Origin of the sequence: Gelidibacter mesophilus DSM 14095 (assembly GCF_000423005.1) — a bacterium.
GTDB lineage: Bacteria > Bacteroidota > Bacteroidia > Flavobacteriales > Flavobacteriaceae > Gelidibacter > Gelidibacter mesophilus.
In genome coordinates this window covers 14,074-31,554 of record NZ_AUHD01000012.1, presented here as the reverse complement: position 1 = coordinate 31,554, position 17,481 = coordinate 14,074, and the positions used below count along the sequence as shown (strand labels likewise).

The window sequence follows — 17,481 nt, the reverse complement described above, 5'->3', positions numbered from 1 at the left end:
GAAACAGCACCGACAGAGTAATCAAAACGCTAATCAATACTTTCCTAAATAACATACAAAACAATTCTACTACTTCGACAAATATAAATAATATTCACAATTTAACGAGCATATACGCACTTAATCGATTAAACAGCATAAATTGAAAGAATAAAGCTACAAAAAATCTTTAAATTCATATTCTGAAATTATGGGAATTTGCAATGTTTCTGCTTTGGTTCTTTTGCTTGGGCCCATATTATCTCCTGCTATTACGTAGCTCGTTTTTGAAGATATGGAACTTGACACCTTTCCGCCATTGTCTTCAATCATCTTTTTCAATTCATCTCTGGAAACCGATTCAAAAACACCTGAAACTACAAACGCCTGTCCTGCCAGTTTATTAGTTTGATTAGCCAATTTTTCAGCAGAAATTTCCAACTGCACTCCAAAACTTTTCAAACGATCCACAATTTCTTGATTTTGCTCTGAATTGAAAAAATCTACCACACTCTCAGCAATTCGTATTCCAATCTCATCAACGGTAACCAAATCAATCAAGGTGGCCTCAGCCAAATTCTCAATACTCTTGTAATGTTTAGCTAGCTTCTTTGCAACAGTTTCGCCTACATACCTAATGCCCAGAGCAAATAAAACCCTTTCAAAAGGCACTTGTTTGGAAGCTTCAATTCCATTGATTAAATTATCTGCACTTTTTTCGGCCATCCGCTCCAAAGGAAGAACTTGTTCTTTTGTAAGTGTGTATAGGTCAGAATAATCCCTGATTAAATTTTCTTTTACCAATAAAGCCACCGTTTCACCTCCCAAACCTTCAATATCCATTGCCTTTCTAGAAATGAAATGCTGAATACGACCAATAATTTGAGGTTGACAGCCATTATAATTTGGACAATAATGTTGGGCCTCACCTTCTGCGCGCACCAGTTCTGTTCCACACTCCGGGCAGTGTTCAATATAATGTGTTGGTTGGGAATCTTCTGGTCGTTTACTCAAATCAACCGCAATTATTTTAGGAATGATCTCTCCTCCTTTTTCAACAAAAACGGTATCGCCTTCCCTTATATCCAATTTCTCAATTTGGTCTGCATTATGCAAGGAAGCACGCTTAACCGTAGTTCCTGCCAACTCCACGGGCTCTAAATTAGCCACGGGCGTTATTGCTCCTGTTCGCCCCACCTGATACGTGATTTTATTTAATCGCGTAAAAACGCGTTCTGCCTTGAACTTATAGGCAATCGCCCAACGAGGCGATTTTGAAGTATAGCCCAATTCTTCCTGCTGGTGCAAATCATTTATCTTAACCACCACGCCATCGGTTTCATAAGGCAAATCATGTCTGTGGATATTCCAATAGTCAACAAATTCCAGAACCTCTTCTGTAGAATTCACCAAGGATGCTGCCTTGGGCACTTTAAATCCCCACGCGCGTGCCTTTTCTAAACTTTCAAATTGGGTACTTATGTTTAAGTTATTTCCAGTAATATTATAAAGCAAACACTCCAAAGGCCGCTTTGCAACCTCAGCGCTGTCCTGAAGTTTTAAACTACCCGACGCTGTATTTCTCGGATTTCGATAAGGCTCCTCTCCTATTTCAATGCGCTCTTCGTTCATTTTATTGAAACCTTCAAAAGGCAAAACAATCTCTCCTCTAATATCAAATTTTGGTGGATAATCTCCTTTTAAACTTAAGGGTATTGAACGGATCGTTTTGATATTGGCGGTCACATCATCACCTTGCACGCCATCGCCTCGAGTAACAGCTTTAAGTAAGCTTCCGTTTTCATAGGTCAAACTGATGGACGCCCCATCATATTTTAATTCGCATACAAATTGAACCTTGCCATCAATCACTTTTTTGACACGGGCTTCCCAATCCAATAAATCTTCCTTAGAATAAGAGTTGTCTAAAGAATACATGCGATGCTCATGCGCCACTGTTTCAAAATTCTTGGTGATAGCACCACCTACACGTTTGGTTGGTGAATGTTCATCGGCAAATTCAGGATGCTGATCTTCCAATGCCTGCAATTCCTTCAATTTAATATCAAAATCATAGTCGCTAATGCTAGGTTGATCAAGAACATAATAATTATAATTGTGCTGATTGAGTTCTTCTCTGAGTTTTAAAATATGCTTTAGAATATCCATTGAATTAATTGGTGCGTAAGTTGCCTTTTTTCCTTTATCTTTAAGGCATCTAATATACTAAAATGCAATTCAAGAAAATAGGCGCCCTTATAGTTTTTATAACAATTTTATACAATTGTGATTCGCAAAATACTGTAAAACAGAAACCTCAAATTCTTCCAATGCCGTCTCACATTGAAAGTAGCAACGGAGAATTTATTTTGGACAATTCGGTCGGGATTTCATCTGATGACAGCTTCAAAGTTTCTTCTAATTTCTTAAAGGAATTTATTGAAAAAGGCAATACTCTAAAATTAAAACAAAATAATAGTATCAACTTTATTAAGGACGAGAGCATTTTAAATGATGAAGGCTATCAATTAACCATCTCGCCAAAACAGATTGAAATTAGAGCTAAAACTGATCAAGGTGCGTTCTATGCTGTACAATCGTTAAGACAGCTCCTTCCCGCCGAGTTTGAAAATGGAAGCTTCTCTAAAAAAAACATTTCAATTCCTTGTATAACGATTGTCGATTCCCCGCAATTTAAATACAGAGGCATGAATTTGGATGTTGGCCGCCACTTCTTTTCAGTGGATTTCATAAAAAAATATATTGATGCCTTAGCAATGTTGAAAATGAACACGTTCCATTGGCACTTAACAGAAGACCAAGGCTGGCGTATTGAGATTAAAAAATATCCGAAATTACAAGAGATTGCCGCTTTTAGGGACCAAACCTTGGTGGGTAGCTATAATGCCGATCCTCAACAATTTGACGGCAAACGTTATGGTGGCTTCTATACACAAGAAGAAATAAAAGATGTGGTTGCTTATGCCCAAACGCGCCATGTGACCATTATACCTGAAATTGAAATGCCCGGACATGCACAAGCGGCTATAGCTGCCTATCCAGAATTGGGCTGTACCGGCGAACAAGTTAAGGTGGCGGAAACATGGGGTGTCTTTGAAGATATTTTCTGCTCAAAAGATGAAACTTTTGAGTTTTTAGAAAATGTTTTAGACGAGGTTTTAGAACTTTTCCCTAGCGAATACATTCATATTGGTGGTGATGAGGCACCAAAAAAACATTGGGAAAACTGTCCTAATTGCCAACAACGCATTAAAGATGAAGGTCTAAAAGACGAACATGAACTTCAAAATTATTTTATCACAAGAATAGAAAAATATCTGAATAGCAAAGGCCGACAAATTATTGGTTGGGATGAAATACTGGAAGGTGGATTGGCTCCAAACGCTACCGTCATGTCATGGCGAGGCACACAAGGTGCTGTAGAAGCCGCAAAACAACATCACAATGTGATCATGACTCCAACTTCGCATTGTTATTTTGATTATAAACAATCTGATAACGAAGATGAACCATTAGCGAATAGCGGTGGGTTTTTACCTTTGGAAAAAGTGTACAGTTTTAATCCAATTCCGGAAGAACTTACTGAAGAGGAGTCCAAGTATGTTTTAGGTGCACAAGGAAACATTTGGACAGAATATATTCCAAACGCAAAGCAATTGGAATATATGGCATTTCCAAGAATTCTCGCAATGAGTGAAGTGCTTTGGTCGCCCTCTGAAAACAAAAACTATCCTGATTTTGTAAGCCGAGTGGAAAATTTCCATCAGCGTTTGGAAGCCTTAAACATTAATTATGCCAACCATTTATATGAAGTGGAAGGTGAGCAAGGTCCTAATGGCTATGAATTAAAAACCATCCTCAAAAATAAAACCATCCGTTACACAACTGACGGCACAGAGCCGAATATAACTTCAAAAGTGTATTCCGAAGCCATTTCCATAGACAAAGACCTCATAATAAAAGCGGCGATTTTTAACACTGACAAAAAATTGGGCACGACATTTATCCAACCCATTATTTACCATAAAGCACTTGGAAAAAACATTACGTTCAACGTACAACCGAGTAAATCCTATTCAGGAAGTGGCATTGAAGGTTTGATCAACGGAATTTCCGGAAGTGACACAAGAGTTGATGATAAGGAATGGTTGGGATTTGATGGAGAGGATTTAGAAATAACGATTGATTTGGGTGAGGAAATGGACATAAATTCGATTGAAACCCGATTTTATCAAGCCCCTTGGATGTGGATTTATACACCAAAAACGATAGAATTTAGGGTGGACAAAAATAACACTTATTCGAAAATTGAACTTCCAGAAAGCGACGATCGTCATCTCAATGTGACTCTTGAAATTAACCAAACCACACGCTATATTTATTTAAAAATTCCAAATTCCGGACTGATTCCAGAAGGTAAACAAGGAGCAGGACATAAACCTTGGACGTTTATTGATGAATTCATTGTAAAATAAAACGAAAACACGCCTATCAGGTTTTGATCCTATTGATTCAGAACTGAAAGGTCTTAACATATAAAGTATGATATTAGAAATTTGCGCCTCTAATTACCAATCGGCAATCAATGCCCAAAATGCTGGGGCACAACGTATAGAATTGTGCTCAGAATTAGCGGTTGGTGGCGTCACACCTTCTTATGGATTATTAAAACACACCATAGAAACTCTGAGCATTCCTGTTTTTGTACTTATCAGACCAAGAAGTGGGAATTTCACCTATTCTGATGTAGAATTTGAAATCATGAAACGGGATATCCTAATTTCAAAAGAGTTGGGCTGCAAAGGCATTGTTTCTGGAGTTTTAAATTTAAATGGTACCGTAGATATTGAACGGACTAAGGAATTGATAGAACTTTCAAAACCTTTACCTTTTACCTTTCATCGCGCCTTTGATCGGACGCCAAATCCTTTTGATGCTTTGAATACGTTGATGGCACTTAAAGTGGATCGTATCCTAACCTCAGGACAGGCCACCTCTGCTGAAAAGGGAATTTTAATCCTTCAGCAATTAAAAGAATTAGCAAACGACAATCTCACCATTCTACCAGGATCTGGAATCAATCCCAAAAACATTTTAATCTTCAAAGGCGCCGGTTTTAAGGAAGCTCATTGCTCCGCAGTATTATCACCAGAAATTCAAGCCTCAGCCACTATTCCTATGAATACCCCAAAATTTTTAAATGAGGGACAAGAAATGGCATCCAACCTAGAAATCATTGCTTCAATGGTTGAACTTATCAACGGGTAAACTTTGGTACCACCTCTTATTTATGAGAATAAACAACTATGGATTAGATAACCATGGTCTTATATTGGCAGATGTTTGCTTCGTGAAATAGACTATTCAGATGAGGAGAGAAAAATAATTATTTATGTATTCGTGCATAAACCATTTATAGAAACCAAAGAGACTAAAATGAAGTTGTAGGGTTGTACCTCTTAATTAGACAATAAATCTATAATTAAGACATTCTAGTTCCTGAAATCATTCGGTCATTCCCGAAAATATCTTTCCTTAGCTCTATGTTTATATAATTGAAATCTTTCAATAGCTGAACCATTTCAGTTCCTAAATATTGGTTGATTTCAAAAAAAAGCTGTCCGTTATTTTCGAGATGTGCGGCTGCAAATTCTGTTATCGTTTTATAGAAAATAAGCGGATCATCATCTTCTACATATAATGCCAAACCAGGTTCATGCCGCAATACGTTCGGGCTCATCTGAGCCTTTTCCAAATGTCTTACATAGGGTGGATTGGATACAATGATGTCAAATCTCATATTTTCAAATGCAAAATTCGATGAACCATTGTTCCAATTTAAAATATCCAACTCAAAAAATTGAACATCCACCTTATTTAGTTTCGCATTGGTCTTGCCAACGGTCAATGCTTTTTTGCTCACATCCACTGCGTATACTATTGCGGAAGGCATGTTTTTCGACAAAGAAACAGCAATACAACCCGTTCCTGTTCCAATATCAAGTATTGAAAGAGTTTCAGGTTTTAATTTTGTGTCGTCAATAAGCCATTGCACCAATTCTTCCGTTTCAGGTCTAGGAATGAGCGTACTTCCTGTGACCTTAAAAGGTAATCCGTAAAATTCTGTAACACCAACAATATATTGAACTGGTTCGTAATTCTTTAATCGTTTAATAGCATTCTCAAACTTTTCTTCCTTCTTCCCGGAAATGGGCATGAATAAATTTAAGGAAACATCCATGCGTTTCATTTTCAAAAAACATTCGGCTAACAAATTAAAAAATGACTGGATTTCGGTATCCGGATAATCATCTTTTAGTGAGGTATGAAAATTTTCACGTAGTGTTTTTAATAGCATTATAATTTTTTTAGCATCCAAACATTACAAGAATAATGTCCTGTGTCTCCCATTGGTCCATACAAATTTTTGAAGCCAGATTTAGCGTAAAGTTTTGTAGCATCTTTCATGTAAGGCAAGGTTTCGAGATAGCATTTTTCGAAACCAAAAGATTTCGCTTTTTCTAAACATATTGCCATCATTTTTTCACCTAGGCCTTTGCCTCTGGCTTCTGGCAAAAAATACATTTTTTGCAACTCACAAATATTACCGTTATAGTTTTCCAATTGAGATATTCCTGCGCCTCCAATAATCTTTCCACAATCTTCAAGCACAAAATACGTAGCGTTGTCCTTATTATAAGTAGCAGTCATTTCATCAAGAGCCTTATCAGCGTAAGCCGTTCCAATTTTTGGCACCCCCATCTCAACCAAAACTGCACGAATGACCTTAGCTAATTGTGCATCATCCTCCGTTTTAATTTCTCTGATCAGGATAAGGTCTTTGCTCATGATATTATGTTATTTTTGTCCCGATAATTATCGGGGATGAATATACATGAAAAATACATAAAACGCTGCATTGAGATTGGCAAAAATGGATTGGGCACAACTGCTCCGAACCCGATGGTTGGATGCGTTATTGTATATGGACAAGAAATTATTGGCGAAGGTTTTACTAGCCCGTACGGAGGCGCCCATGCTGAAGTAAACGCTATCAGTAGTGTAAAAGTCCAGTCTTTATTAAAAAAAGCAACACTATATGTCACTTTAGAGCCCTGCGCACACTTTGGCAAAACACCACCCTGTGCTGATGCAATAATCAAATTTAAAATCCCGAAAGTTGTTATTGGAACCATCGACACCTTCAATAAAGTTTCAGGTAAAGGTGTTGAAAAACTGAAAGCTTCAGGATGCGAGGTGATCGTTGGCGTTTTAGAAGATGAAGTAAAAAAACATCATAAGCGCTTCTTTACATTTCACAATAAGAAAAGGCCGTATATCATTCTAAAATGGGCCGAATCTGCTGATGGTTTTATCTCTCCACATACAAAAGATGAGCTAAAGCCGGTTTGGATTACGAATGAGATTTCACGACAACTCGTGCACAAATGGCGTGCGGAAGAACAAGCCATTTTGGTGGGAACCAATACCGTTATTGCGGATAACCCGAGTTTAACCGTGCGGGATTGGACTGGTAAAAGTCCGATACGAATTGTTTTAGACAAGAACTTACGCTTGCCAAAGAATGCTTCTGTGTTTAACGAAAAGGCAAAAACCATTCTCATTAGTGAGAAAAACGAAAAATCAACCATTGGGACAGAACATCGGGATTTGGAGTTTTTAAGTTGGAATTTAAAAGAAATTTTAGCTCAACAAATATGTACTATTCTCTTTAACCGCGATATCAATTCCGTGATTATTGAAGGTGGACGACAAACACTTCAAACTTTTATTGATGAGAATCTGTGGGATGAAGCTCGAATTTTCACGGGAACTAATTTTTTTACTAGTGGAACCAAAGCGCCGCATTTATCAGGAACTTTGACTTTTGAAGAGAAAATCTTGGACGACACTTTAAAAATTTATACAAATGATTAAAAATATTATATTTGATTTTGGTGATGTGTTTATCAATCTTGATAAAAAAGGAGCGCTGACCACCGCACTGAAAATGTTTGAAATAGACAGCTTATCTGATGAAATCCATGCCGTAAATGCGCTCTACGAACAAGGGCTTATGACAACAGAAGAGTTTTTAGAGTTTTATCATGATAACTTCCCTACTCTTGATTATAATGCTACCCTGGACACCTGGAACTGCATTCTAAAAGATTTTCCAGAACATCGCCTGGAATTCATTAAAAAATTAGCCGCAGATAAAACCTATAAACTCATCTTACTGAGCAACACCAACGAATTACATATAAATTGGGTGAAGGAAAATGTTCCATTTTTTGAAGAGTTCAAAGCTTCATTTGATGCGTTCTACCTTTCTCATGAAATCCAATTGAGAAAACCAAATGCCAATATTTATGAGTTCGTTTTAAAAGAAAACAATATTAAGGCCCGAGAATCTCTATTTATTGACGACACTGAAGAAAACATTATTTCTGCCAAAAAATTAGGCATTCATACATGGCATATCAATCCTGAAACAGATGACATAACCACTTTGTTTACAACAAAAAGTAAATTATTTTGATCTATCTTATTTTCAGTATCGCGGCATCACTACTCATTTTTGTCGTTTTTAAATTACTGGAGAAATTTAATGTTAACACTTTCCAAACCATCATAGTCAATTATATAGTGGCATTTGGCTTTGGAATGCTCAGTACCAAGAAATCGATTACTGGCAGTGCTATTTTGGAATCTGATTGGTTTTTGGGAAGTATCATTGTGGGTGCCATGTTCATTGGCCTTTTTACCACCATGGCAAGGACTGCTCAAAAAAACGGACTTTCCGTGGCATCTGTAGCGTCTAAAATGAGTGTAATCATTCCCATTATTTTTGGTGTTATATTATATCAGGAAAGTATTGGGTATCAAAAAGTATTAGGTATCATTCTCGCTTTTATTGCGGTCTTTCTGGTTTCAGTAAAATCTCAGACCACTGTTAATTTTAAGAAAAATCTCCTATTGCCGCTCCTACTGTTTTTTGGTTCGGGAATTAGTGACACCTATATCAATTACCTACAGCATTCGTCAATTTCAGAAGAGAACATCCCTTTGTTTTCTGCCTGTGTTTTCGGATTTGCCGGGATGATTGGTATCATCATTTTAAGCATTAAAGCTTTCCAGAGAAAAGTAAAGCTAGACCCGAAAAGCATCCTCGGAGGCATCGCTTTAGGTCTTGCCAATTATGCTTCATTATTTTATATCATCAAGGCCCTACAATCGCCAAATATGGAAAGTTCTACCTTTTTCACTATCAATAACGTCGCTATTGTAATGGCATCCACTTTAATTGGTCTTTGGATCTTTAAAGAACACCTGACCAAAAAGAATTGGGCAGGAATCGGGTTGGCGCTTATTGCCATTTATTTAGTAACTTTTGCATGATATGACAGAAAAAGATATTTACAGAACCATAACCAAACCCTCACCTGAAGTCTTATTTAAGGACAAAAACAGTAAGTTTTTTGGGTATGCTTTTCCAGTAAAAACAGAAGAGGATGTCAAAATTTACCTTGAAGAATTAAGAAAACAGCATCATTCGGCAAGACACTGGTGCTACGCTTATCAATTAGGAACACAAGAAGATCAGTATCAATTTAGAGCAAATGATGATGGCGAACCAAACCATAGTGCAGGCATGCCAATTTACGGCCAAATCCAGTCTTTTGAGGTCACAAACCTATTAATTGTAGTGGTCCGCTATTTTGGCGGTGTAAAATTAGGCGTTGGCGGACTTATTAGCGCGTATAAAACAGCTGCACAAATGGCTTTGGACCATTCGAAAATTGTCACAAAAACTATAAATAAGAGTATCGAACTCAAATTTGAATATAAAGACATGAATAAAGTCATGCGCGTCATCAAGGAAAAAAACCTGAAAATCGTTAATCAAACCTTAGAATTGGATTGTAGCATCATCATTTCTGTCCGATTAAAAAAGGCAAAAAGCGTCATCGAAACTTTTAGAGCCATTTACAGTGTCGAAATAAAAATTTTAAACGATTAATTCTGCAGTTTGTCTAAAAGATATTTTGGACATCGTGTAGGCCTATTCCTATTAACATCAATAAAGACCAAAACGGTATTTCCTAAAGTCAAAATCTCTCCTGATTCATTGGTAATTTCATAGTCAAATTCAATGGTTGCAGAAGGCATTTTTACCAATTGGGTTTTCACTTTAATCAAGTCATCATAACGCGCTGACTTCTTATACCTTACATTCAAACTCACCACCGGAAGCAAAATTCCCTCATCCTCCATACTTTTATAGGAAACTCCAAATTCTCGCAACCACTCTACCCTGCCAACCTCGAAATACTGGGCATAATTGCCATAATACACCATCCCCATTTGATCGGTTTCAGCATATCGTACTCTAAGTTGAATTTCGTGGGAATTTAAAGGATTTGACATCATTGTTTAGTTTATTTTTTGTATTTTCATCGAGATTTAAACATGGGGAATTAATTCTGAATATTCAATAGCATTTGATTTTTTTTTTAAGAATTTTGTTCACATATTTGTCTCAGAAATTATTCAAGAGAATACACCAATTTCTCTTTTTTTTACTAATCTGACTAACATCAAAAAAATTGACTTTTAAAATGGAGGTAACTGCGGAATCGGTTTGGAATAATTGTCTGTCATTTATTAAGGACAACATCCAACCCCAAGCATACAAAACCTGGTTTGAGCCTATTACTGCCGTAAAACTTACTGATAACGCTTTGAGCATCCAAGTACCCAGTAAATTTTTTTACGAATGGCTTGAAGAGCATTATGTGAAAATTCTTAAAGTTGCATTAAATAAAGAACTAGGAGATCGTGCAAAGTTAGTGTATGTCATTAAAATGGAAAACACTTATGGCAATAAACAACCTTTTACTGAAAAAATACCAAGTTCAAATAGAAGCGCGGTTAAATCTCAAAATATTGATATTCCATTAAAAAATAAAAATCCAGAATTAAAAAATCCGTTTGTCATTCCTGGGATCAGAAACGTAAAAATCGAGTCACAACTCAATCCCAATTACAATTTTGAAAACTTCTTAGAAGGTGATTCCAATCGACTGGCGAGAAATGCCGGTTTAGCAGTCGCAAACAAACCTGGTGGCACGTCTTTTAATCCATTATTAATTTTTGGGGGCGTTGGACTAGGGAAAACCCATTTGGCCCACGCTATTGGCATTGATATTAAAGATAAATATCCTGAAAAAACAGTTCTTTATATCTCCGCTGAAAAATTCACCCAACAATATATCGATTCTGTTAAGAAAAATAATAGAAATGATTTTATTCATTTTTATCAAATAATTGATGTTCTGATTATTGATGACGTCCAATTTTTATCGGGCAAATCTGGAACTCAGGATGTATTCTTCCATATTTTCAACCATCTGCACCAAAACGGCAAGCAAGTTATTTTAACAAGTGACAAAGCTCCAGTAGACATGCAGGATATTGAACAGCGCTTATTATCCAGGTTCAAATGGGGACTTTCTGCAGAATTGCAAAGCCCTGATTTTGAAACACGCGTTTCTATTTTAAAGAACAAATTATACCGTGATGGCGTTGAAATGCCAGATGATATTGTTGAATATGTAGCCAAACATATTAAAACCAACGTCAGAGAACTTGAAGGAGCCATTATTTCATTAATCGCTCAGTCTTCTTTCAACAAAAAAGAGATTACGATTAGCCTCGCTAAGGAAATTGTGGAGAAGTTTGTCAAAAACACCAAACGTGAAGTTTCCATCGATTATATTCAAAAGGTCGTTTCAGATTATTTCCAAATGGATGTGGATACCCTACAGTCCAAAACAAGAAAAAGACATATCGTACAGGCGAGACAATTAGCCATGTTCTTTGCAAAAAAATACACCAAAGCATCTTTGGCGAGCATTGGTTCCCAAATAGGCAAGCGCGATCACGCAACAGTGCTTCATGCCTGTAAAACGGTTGACAACCTCTCCTCTACTGATAAACAGTTCAGAAAATATGTGGAGGATATATCAAAAAAGCTAGCTTTATAAAAAGAATTCATAGTTTAAAGAGGCGTAAATTTATTTCAAAAATGTCCATCCTTGTGATTATAAGCTCCCAGATTAAATTCAATAATTAGCAGTATTATAATTGTGACAACATTCTGAATGATTGCATTAAAACGAAATCTACATGACACGAATATTAATGGTTTGTTTAGGGAATATTTGCAGATCACCTTTAGCTCACGGCATTCTAGAATCAAAATTACCCGCAGATAAATTTACGATTGATTCTGCAGGAACAGGAAACTACCATATAGGAAAACTGCCGGATCACCGTTCTATTGCCACTGCAAAATCAAATGGTCTCGATATTTCCAATCAACGATGCCGACAGTTTGAACGGTCGGATTTTGATAATTTTGACATCATTTATGTTATGGATCATTCCAATTATGAAAATGTTGTCAACTTAGCGCAAACTTCCGAAGACAAAAATAAAGTGAAATTAATTCTCCAAGATGCTGGATTAACCATGCCGACTGAAGTTCCAGATCCTTATTGGGGCGATTCAGAAGATTTTGAAAAGGTATATACACTTTTAGATAATGCGTGTGAGAAAATTGCCCAAAGATTGACCAATTAAATTCCTGAATAAACGCAACCATAAATTCATTACTGCATCAATGGAAAATCCAATTGGAAAACTCTATTTAATACCTACCCATTTAGGCGAAAACCCAGTTTGGGAAGTTCTACCTATCTCAATAAAAAAAATACTAGAATTTACGGATGATTATATTGTTGAAAATGAAAAAACGGCAAGACGGTTCATCAAAGAAATACATCCTGAAAAATCGCAACCTTCATTAAAATTAAAGATTCTTAATAAGTTCACTGAAGCTTCCGAAAAACTAAGCTTCTTGGAAGCATGCAAACAAGGAAAATCAATGGGCTTACTATCTGAAGCTGGATGTCCTGCAATTGCAGATCCAGGATCAGACATTGTAAGATTGGCACATGAAAACAATATTCAAGTCGTGCCCTTGGTTGGACCGTCCTCAATCATTTTAGCATTAATGGGTTCTGGCATGAATGGTCAGAGTTTCTCCTTCAACGGCTACCTGCCTATTGACAAAAATGAACGCAAAGCAGAATTAAGGCGTCTAGAAAAACTCTCCTTTGATCAAAAACAAAGTCAACTGTTTATTGAAACGCCTTACCGTAACAATAAAATGTTGGAAGATTTATGTTCGACCCTCCACCCTCATACTAGAGTCTGTGTAGCGTGCGATCTGACCTTGCCAACCGAATACATCAAAACCTTTAGCATTAACGATTGGAAGCATATTAAAGTAGACCTTCACAAACGTCCGGCAATTTTCATCATTCACAAAGACTGATTACAAATTGGCCTTCGCTTTTTGGTTAGGTTTTATGGACGATGTGTCATAACCTGAAAATCGTTTCATATAATATGAAATGGAAGAACCGTAAGCATCAGAAAGGTTATATTCACCAAAGGTTCTTAGGAACTTCTTTACACTTCCCGGACCTGCTAAATGCGCAGCAGCAAGAATGCCAGATTCTGTAACGGTAACACCATGAATTTCCTGACCTACAAACCGTGCAATATCCTTTCTCAAAATCCACTTATTACGTTCCGAATTGGCTAAAAAAGCCTTTTCCTGTAATTCTGGAGTGTAGAGAAAGAACTCCGGATTGTAGACACCCAATAATTTTAAGGTTTCAGCCCCAAACTGATATTTCCCTAAATAGCCAAAATCGTTTACAGTAAAATAATTTCCTCGAGATTCTTTAAAAGCCAATGCTTCCTTAAAACCTAAATAGGACTTACCTAAATACGGAAAAAACTTATCGTGGGGTTTTGGTGTAGTAGTTTCTTCAGAATTTAACAAAAGTGCGACATCTTCAGAAACTGTGTAATTTAATTCTAATCCGGCCGTAGAGAAATTAGTCATATCTACAGCTGTTTTTGGAAAAAGTGTCGTCAATAAAATGACACAGATTGCAAAAGGGATAACAAAATAATTAGTGATCTTTTTTAACATTGTTCCTAATCTTTGTAAAGCCTTTTTATGTTTTAAACAGACTTAAATTTCAGCGTGCAAAGATACAACTATTTATTAAACCCTCAAAACTAATCGATTAAGGTCCTTAAAAGTAGATACCGTGAAGCTTTATGCCATTTTCATCGTTAAACTCCACTGCTGGGAATGGCACCTTAATTACGTTCAAAACATCCAATATGGATCTTAACAAATGGGATTTAGTTTCAACCCGAGATAAATCTACATCTAAACTTAAATAAAATTGACGTTGTCTTGAGTTGCCGGAAGAAAGTCCGATATGAGACTCATCGTAAGGAAAAACCATCCCTTCTGCACCATAACCTATGGCAAAATTTAGCCATTTTGGGATATGATCATTCTTAAAAAAAGAATGCATATTAAAACTCAACCAATAGGTTTGACCATTATAATCTTTTAAAAGCTCCTCCAAAAATCCATCTCCCAATTTATCTGGATTTAATTCCGCATACTTTGTTTGATGAAACGAGTACTTTAATGAAATGCGCTGTTCCTCCCAGAGGAGTTCTTGCCCAATATACAGCCCGGTTCCGGCACCATTGGCAATCATATCACCCCAAGAAAAGCCCCATTCTTTGCTAAACCCGTCAAAAATCTCAACGACTGTTAAAAATGACAAACCTAAAGTAGCACCATAAAGTAGTTGTTCGTTTTTATTGGCACCACTCCAGTTTAAAACATTCGCACCTGCTCTGCCCAATTGGTAAGAAGAAAAAACATGCCCCATCTTGTCCATCTGTAACCATTCGCTATTGTCGTTTATGGTATGGAAACCAGAACGCTCAAAATCTGCGTACCACAATTGATGAAGCCCGATTAAGGTCAGTCCACCAATGGCTGCTTCTGAAATATAAACGGCTTTTCTTCTGGAATTGTTGAGCGTATAACTGGGTTTAAGAAAGGATTCAATGGAGGATTGTGAAAAAGAGTGTATGACAACCGTTAAGATTAAAATTAAAGTAATCTTATGACGCGCCATGCTTTATCTATTTACACCCTGCTTATTGATCCAGCGTACATATTCCTGTTTGTTCGCATTGTGTTGCGACAAGGTTTTTGCAAATTTATGGTATCCAAACTGCTGTACATTGGCCACGAAATACAAATAATCGTGCTTTTCATAATTCAATACGGCATCAATGGAACTAATATCGGGCATGGCAATCAAACCTGGTGGCAAGCCCCGATATTTGTATGTGTTATATGGAGAATCCAATTCTAAATCCTTATACAGAACCCGCTTAATAATCTGATCAAAATTACCTGATTTACGCTTAATGGCATAGATAACCGTAGGATCGGCCTGAAGTGGCATTCCAATATTCAATCTATTCATATAAACACCCGCTACTCTCTTTCGCTCATCAACCTTCGCCGTCTCCTTTTGTACAATAGACGCCAAGGTCATCACTTTTTCTGGCGTCAAACCGATAGTTTTTGCCTTGGCCAACCGATCATCATTCCAGAAACGTTGATATTCTTTAATCATACGATCTCTAAACTGCTCTGCCGATGTGTTCCAAAAAAACTCGTAACTATTCGGGATATACATGCCTAAAGCTGTATTGGATGAAAAGTTGTTCGCCTTTAGGAACTCAGGAGCAGACATTACAGCAAGTAATTCTAAACTGTCTGCTTCAATTTGGGTAGAAATTCGTCCTGCCAAACGTGCAAGGGATTCTTGATTATTAAAGGATAGTTTTACAGGGATATTGTTACTTCTAATGGAATTAATGATATCATTATTATTCATGCCTTTCCTTATGACATATTTCCCCGCTTTTATATTGGCTGTATATTTTTTACGCTCTGCCAACCGATCAAACTTGGAGATATCTTTCAATAGGGGCGTCAATTCTGCCCTTACATCCTTATAAGTAGCATTTGTTGGAATATAAACATAAGCAGTGTCATTATTAAACGCTGTATTAGACACAAACATGGTTTGATAGACAAAATAGGCCATGATAGCAGCTATAACTAAGCCAATCAAAACTATGGCAATTAAAATTTTCTTTATATACATCTAAGTATTGATAAGTTGAAATAAATATTCGTGTTTATATGTTCTATTACTATAAATCCAATCTTTTTTGGCACCAACTTTTTCAAATCCTTGATTAGTGAACAGTTTTATGCTTGCCTCATTACCTTCAGTAATATTACAATAAAGTTGATGCAGGTTAAGATGTGTAAAACTATAAGCAATCAATAATTGGAGGGCTTCCTTTCCATAGCCTTGTTGTCTATCTTCTTGCCCATAAAGCAAAATCCCTACCCCTGCCCGACTGTTTTTGAAATCAAAATCAAATAAATCAATCATTCCCAAAGAAGTACCTTCATAGTTGGAAATGATCAATCGCAACTGTTTAACTTCATAGATATCTTTATAGGCATTTGCCAAATATTGTTTCAGGATATATTGGGAATAAGGCGTTTGGGTATTACTCAATTCCCAAATGCGTTCATCATTCTCAATTTTGTGCAGATAGCTTAAATCTTCTGGCTCCAATGCCCGTAAATAAATGCGACTGCCTTTTAAAGTTTCCATTAAATTTCACCTTTATAAACCTGATTGGCAGGACCGATAAGCCAAATATCATTATAGCCTTGTTCTTCCTTATTAAAAGACACTTCAAGCGTTCCCCCTTCTGTATTCAAGATGATATGATTTTTTTCTGTTTCTCCCATAAAATTCATGGCCAATGCGACTGCTGTCACACCCGTGCCACAAGATAAGGTTTCATCTTCTACGCCACGCTCATAAGTTCTGACCGAAAATTCATTTTCTGACACTTTCGATACAAAATTTACATTGCTTCCTTCCTTATTATATGGCGCTCCATATCTAATTTTACTACCAATTTCCTTAATTTGAAGCTGTGGTAAATTAGCTTCCATTTGCACATGGTGAGGCGAACCTGTGTTTAAAAAAACATGCGTATCATGATTTTCCAAATGAGCGACATTTTGCATTTGAAGCTTAACGACATTTTTCTCTAATTTGGCATGATGCAAACCGTCAATGGCTTCAAAATTGGTAGTGTTTTCGATAATTCCAAGAAATCTGGCAAAAGCTACGATACAACGTCCACCATTCCCACACATGGAACTTTCATTCCCATCTGCATTAAAATAAACCATTTTAAAATCTGCAGTGTCATGGTTTTCCAAAAGAATCAAACCGTCGGCACCAATGCCAAAACGTCTGTTACACAAGAGTGCAATGCGATTGGTATGCTTTTTGTCAAACGTTAAGAGACGATTATCAATCATCACAAAATCATTTCCAGTGCCTTGATATTTATAAAAAGTCTGTTTCATAGGTTTTGGCAAATATAGGAAATCTTGATGGTTTATTGCGATGT

18 protein-coding genes are annotated in these 17,481 nt (G+C 36.7%); 9 read left to right on the top strand and 9 right to left on the bottom strand.

Annotated features, from left to right (window positions below; genetic code table 11):
• Positions 1-156 precede the first annotated feature (156 nt).
• Positions 157-2,148: an NAD-dependent DNA ligase LigA gene (gene ligA / locus G525_RS0113755; RefSeq protein ID WP_027126688.1), complete on the bottom strand. Its 1,992-nt coding sequence runs from the start codon at positions 2,146-2,148 to the stop codon at positions 157-159.
• Between the two features lie 62 nt (positions 2,149-2,210).
• On the opposite strand from ligA, the gene G525_RS0113750 reads away from it, so the two are divergent.
• Positions 2,211-4,475 (top strand): glycoside hydrolase family 20 protein, encoded by a 2,265-nt coding sequence (locus G525_RS0113750; protein WP_027126687.1) that lies wholly within the window; start codon positions 2,211-2,213, stop codon positions 4,473-4,475.
• Positions 4,476-4,542: 67 nt separating this feature from the next.
• Complete coding sequence (locus tag G525_RS0113745) at positions 4,543-5,268, top strand: copper homeostasis protein CutC (RefSeq protein WP_027126686.1); 726 nt, start codon at positions 4,543-4,545, stop codon at positions 5,266-5,268.
• 214 nt (positions 5,269-5,482) lie between these two features.
• On the opposite strand, the gene prmC is transcribed toward G525_RS0113745, so the two are convergent.
• The gene (gene prmC / locus G525_RS0113740; protein WP_027126685.1) at positions 5,483-6,358 is read right to left on the bottom strand and encodes a peptide chain release factor N(5)-glutamine methyltransferase; all 876 of its coding nucleotides are present in this window, start codon (positions 6,356-6,358) and stop codon (positions 5,483-5,485) included.
• The gene (locus G525_RS0113735) at positions 6,358-6,849 is read right to left on the bottom strand and encodes a GNAT family N-acetyltransferase (RefSeq protein ID WP_027126684.1); all 492 of its coding nucleotides are present in this window, start codon (positions 6,847-6,849) and stop codon (positions 6,358-6,360) included. The genes prmC and G525_RS0113735 overlap by 1 nt, the downstream gene beginning before the upstream one ends.
• Positions 6,850-6,885: 36 nt before the next feature.
• Between G525_RS0113735 and ribD the strand changes: the two genes are divergently transcribed.
• From ribD to G525_RS0113715, 4 genes are read left to right on the top strand one after another with little or no spacing between them, the layout of a single operon-like run.
• Positions 6,886-7,938, top strand: coding sequence for a bifunctional diaminohydroxyphosphoribosylaminopyrimidine deaminase/5-amino-6-(5-phosphoribosylamino)uracil reductase RibD (ribD, locus tag G525_RS0113730; protein ID WP_027126683.1), 1,053 nt, complete (start codon positions 6,886-6,888; stop codon positions 7,936-7,938).
• Positions 7,931-8,542 (top strand): HAD family hydrolase, encoded by a 612-nt coding sequence (locus G525_RS0113725; RefSeq protein WP_027126682.1) that lies wholly within the window; start codon positions 7,931-7,933, stop codon positions 8,540-8,542. The genes ribD and G525_RS0113725 overlap by 8 nt, the downstream gene beginning before the upstream one ends.
• Entirely contained in the window at positions 8,539-9,402 is an 864-nt protein-coding gene (locus G525_RS0113720) for an EamA family transporter (protein WP_027126681.1), read from the top strand. The genes G525_RS0113725 and G525_RS0113720 overlap by 4 nt, the downstream gene beginning before the upstream one ends.
• Before the next feature lies 1 nt (position 9,403).
• Positions 9,404-10,024: an IMPACT family protein gene (locus G525_RS0113715; protein WP_027126680.1), complete on the top strand. Its 621-nt coding sequence runs from the start codon at positions 9,404-9,406 to the stop codon at positions 10,022-10,024.
• Here G525_RS0113715 and G525_RS0113710 read toward each other — a convergent pair.
• Complete coding sequence (locus G525_RS0113710; protein WP_245577801.1) at positions 10,021-10,434, bottom strand: acyl-CoA thioesterase; 414 nt, start codon at positions 10,432-10,434, stop codon at positions 10,021-10,023. The two genes, G525_RS0113715 and G525_RS0113710, sit on opposite strands and share 4 nt — an antisense overlap.
• A 188-nt stretch (positions 10,435-10,622) precedes the next feature.
• Between G525_RS0113710 and dnaA the strand changes: the two genes are divergently transcribed.
• The 3 genes from dnaA to G525_RS0113695 all read left to right on the top strand — a co-directional run bounded on the left by dnaA (position 10,623) and on the right by G525_RS0113695 (position 13,405).
• Positions 10,623-12,050, top strand: coding sequence for a chromosomal replication initiator protein DnaA (dnaA, locus tag G525_RS0113705; RefSeq protein WP_027126678.1), 1,428 nt, complete (start codon positions 10,623-10,625; stop codon positions 12,048-12,050).
• A 142-nt stretch (positions 12,051-12,192) separates the two neighbouring features.
• On the top strand, positions 12,193-12,648 hold the full coding sequence (locus G525_RS0113700; protein WP_027126677.1) for a low molecular weight protein-tyrosine-phosphatase: 456 nt from the start codon (positions 12,193-12,195) through the stop codon (positions 12,646-12,648).
• Positions 12,649-12,688: 40 nt separating this feature from the next.
• On the top strand, positions 12,689-13,405 hold the full coding sequence (locus G525_RS0113695; RefSeq protein ID WP_027126676.1) for an SAM-dependent methyltransferase: 717 nt from the start codon (positions 12,689-12,691) through the stop codon (positions 13,403-13,405).
• On the opposite strand, the gene G525_RS0113690 is transcribed toward G525_RS0113695, so the two are convergent.
• The 5 genes from G525_RS0113690 to dapF all read right to left on the bottom strand — a co-directional run bounded on the left by G525_RS0113690 (position 13,406) and on the right by dapF (position 17,437).
• Entirely contained in the window at positions 13,406-14,074 is a 669-nt protein-coding gene (locus G525_RS0113690; RefSeq protein WP_027126675.1) for a hypothetical protein, read from the bottom strand.
• Positions 14,075-14,180: 106 nt separating this feature from the next.
• Positions 14,181-15,092, bottom strand: a complete 912-nt coding sequence (locus G525_RS0113685; protein WP_027126674.1) for a DUF2279 domain-containing protein — start codon at positions 15,090-15,092, stop codon at positions 14,181-14,183.
• A gap of 3 nt (positions 15,093-15,095) precedes the next feature.
• Positions 15,096-16,139 carry an endolytic transglycosylase MltG gene (gene mltG, locus G525_RS0113680; protein ID WP_027126673.1) on the bottom strand — a complete coding sequence of 348 codons (1,044 nt, stop codon included), beginning with the start codon at positions 16,137-16,139 and terminating at the stop codon, positions 15,096-15,098.
• Entirely contained in the window at positions 16,140-16,664 is a 525-nt protein-coding gene (locus G525_RS0113675; RefSeq protein WP_027126672.1) for a GNAT family N-acetyltransferase, read from the bottom strand.
• Positions 16,664-17,437, bottom strand: a complete 774-nt coding sequence (dapF, locus tag G525_RS0113670) for a diaminopimelate epimerase (RefSeq protein WP_027126671.1) — start codon at positions 17,435-17,437, stop codon at positions 16,664-16,666. The genes G525_RS0113675 and dapF overlap by 1 nt, the downstream gene beginning before the upstream one ends.
• Between the last annotated feature and the right edge of the window lie 44 nt (positions 17,438-17,481).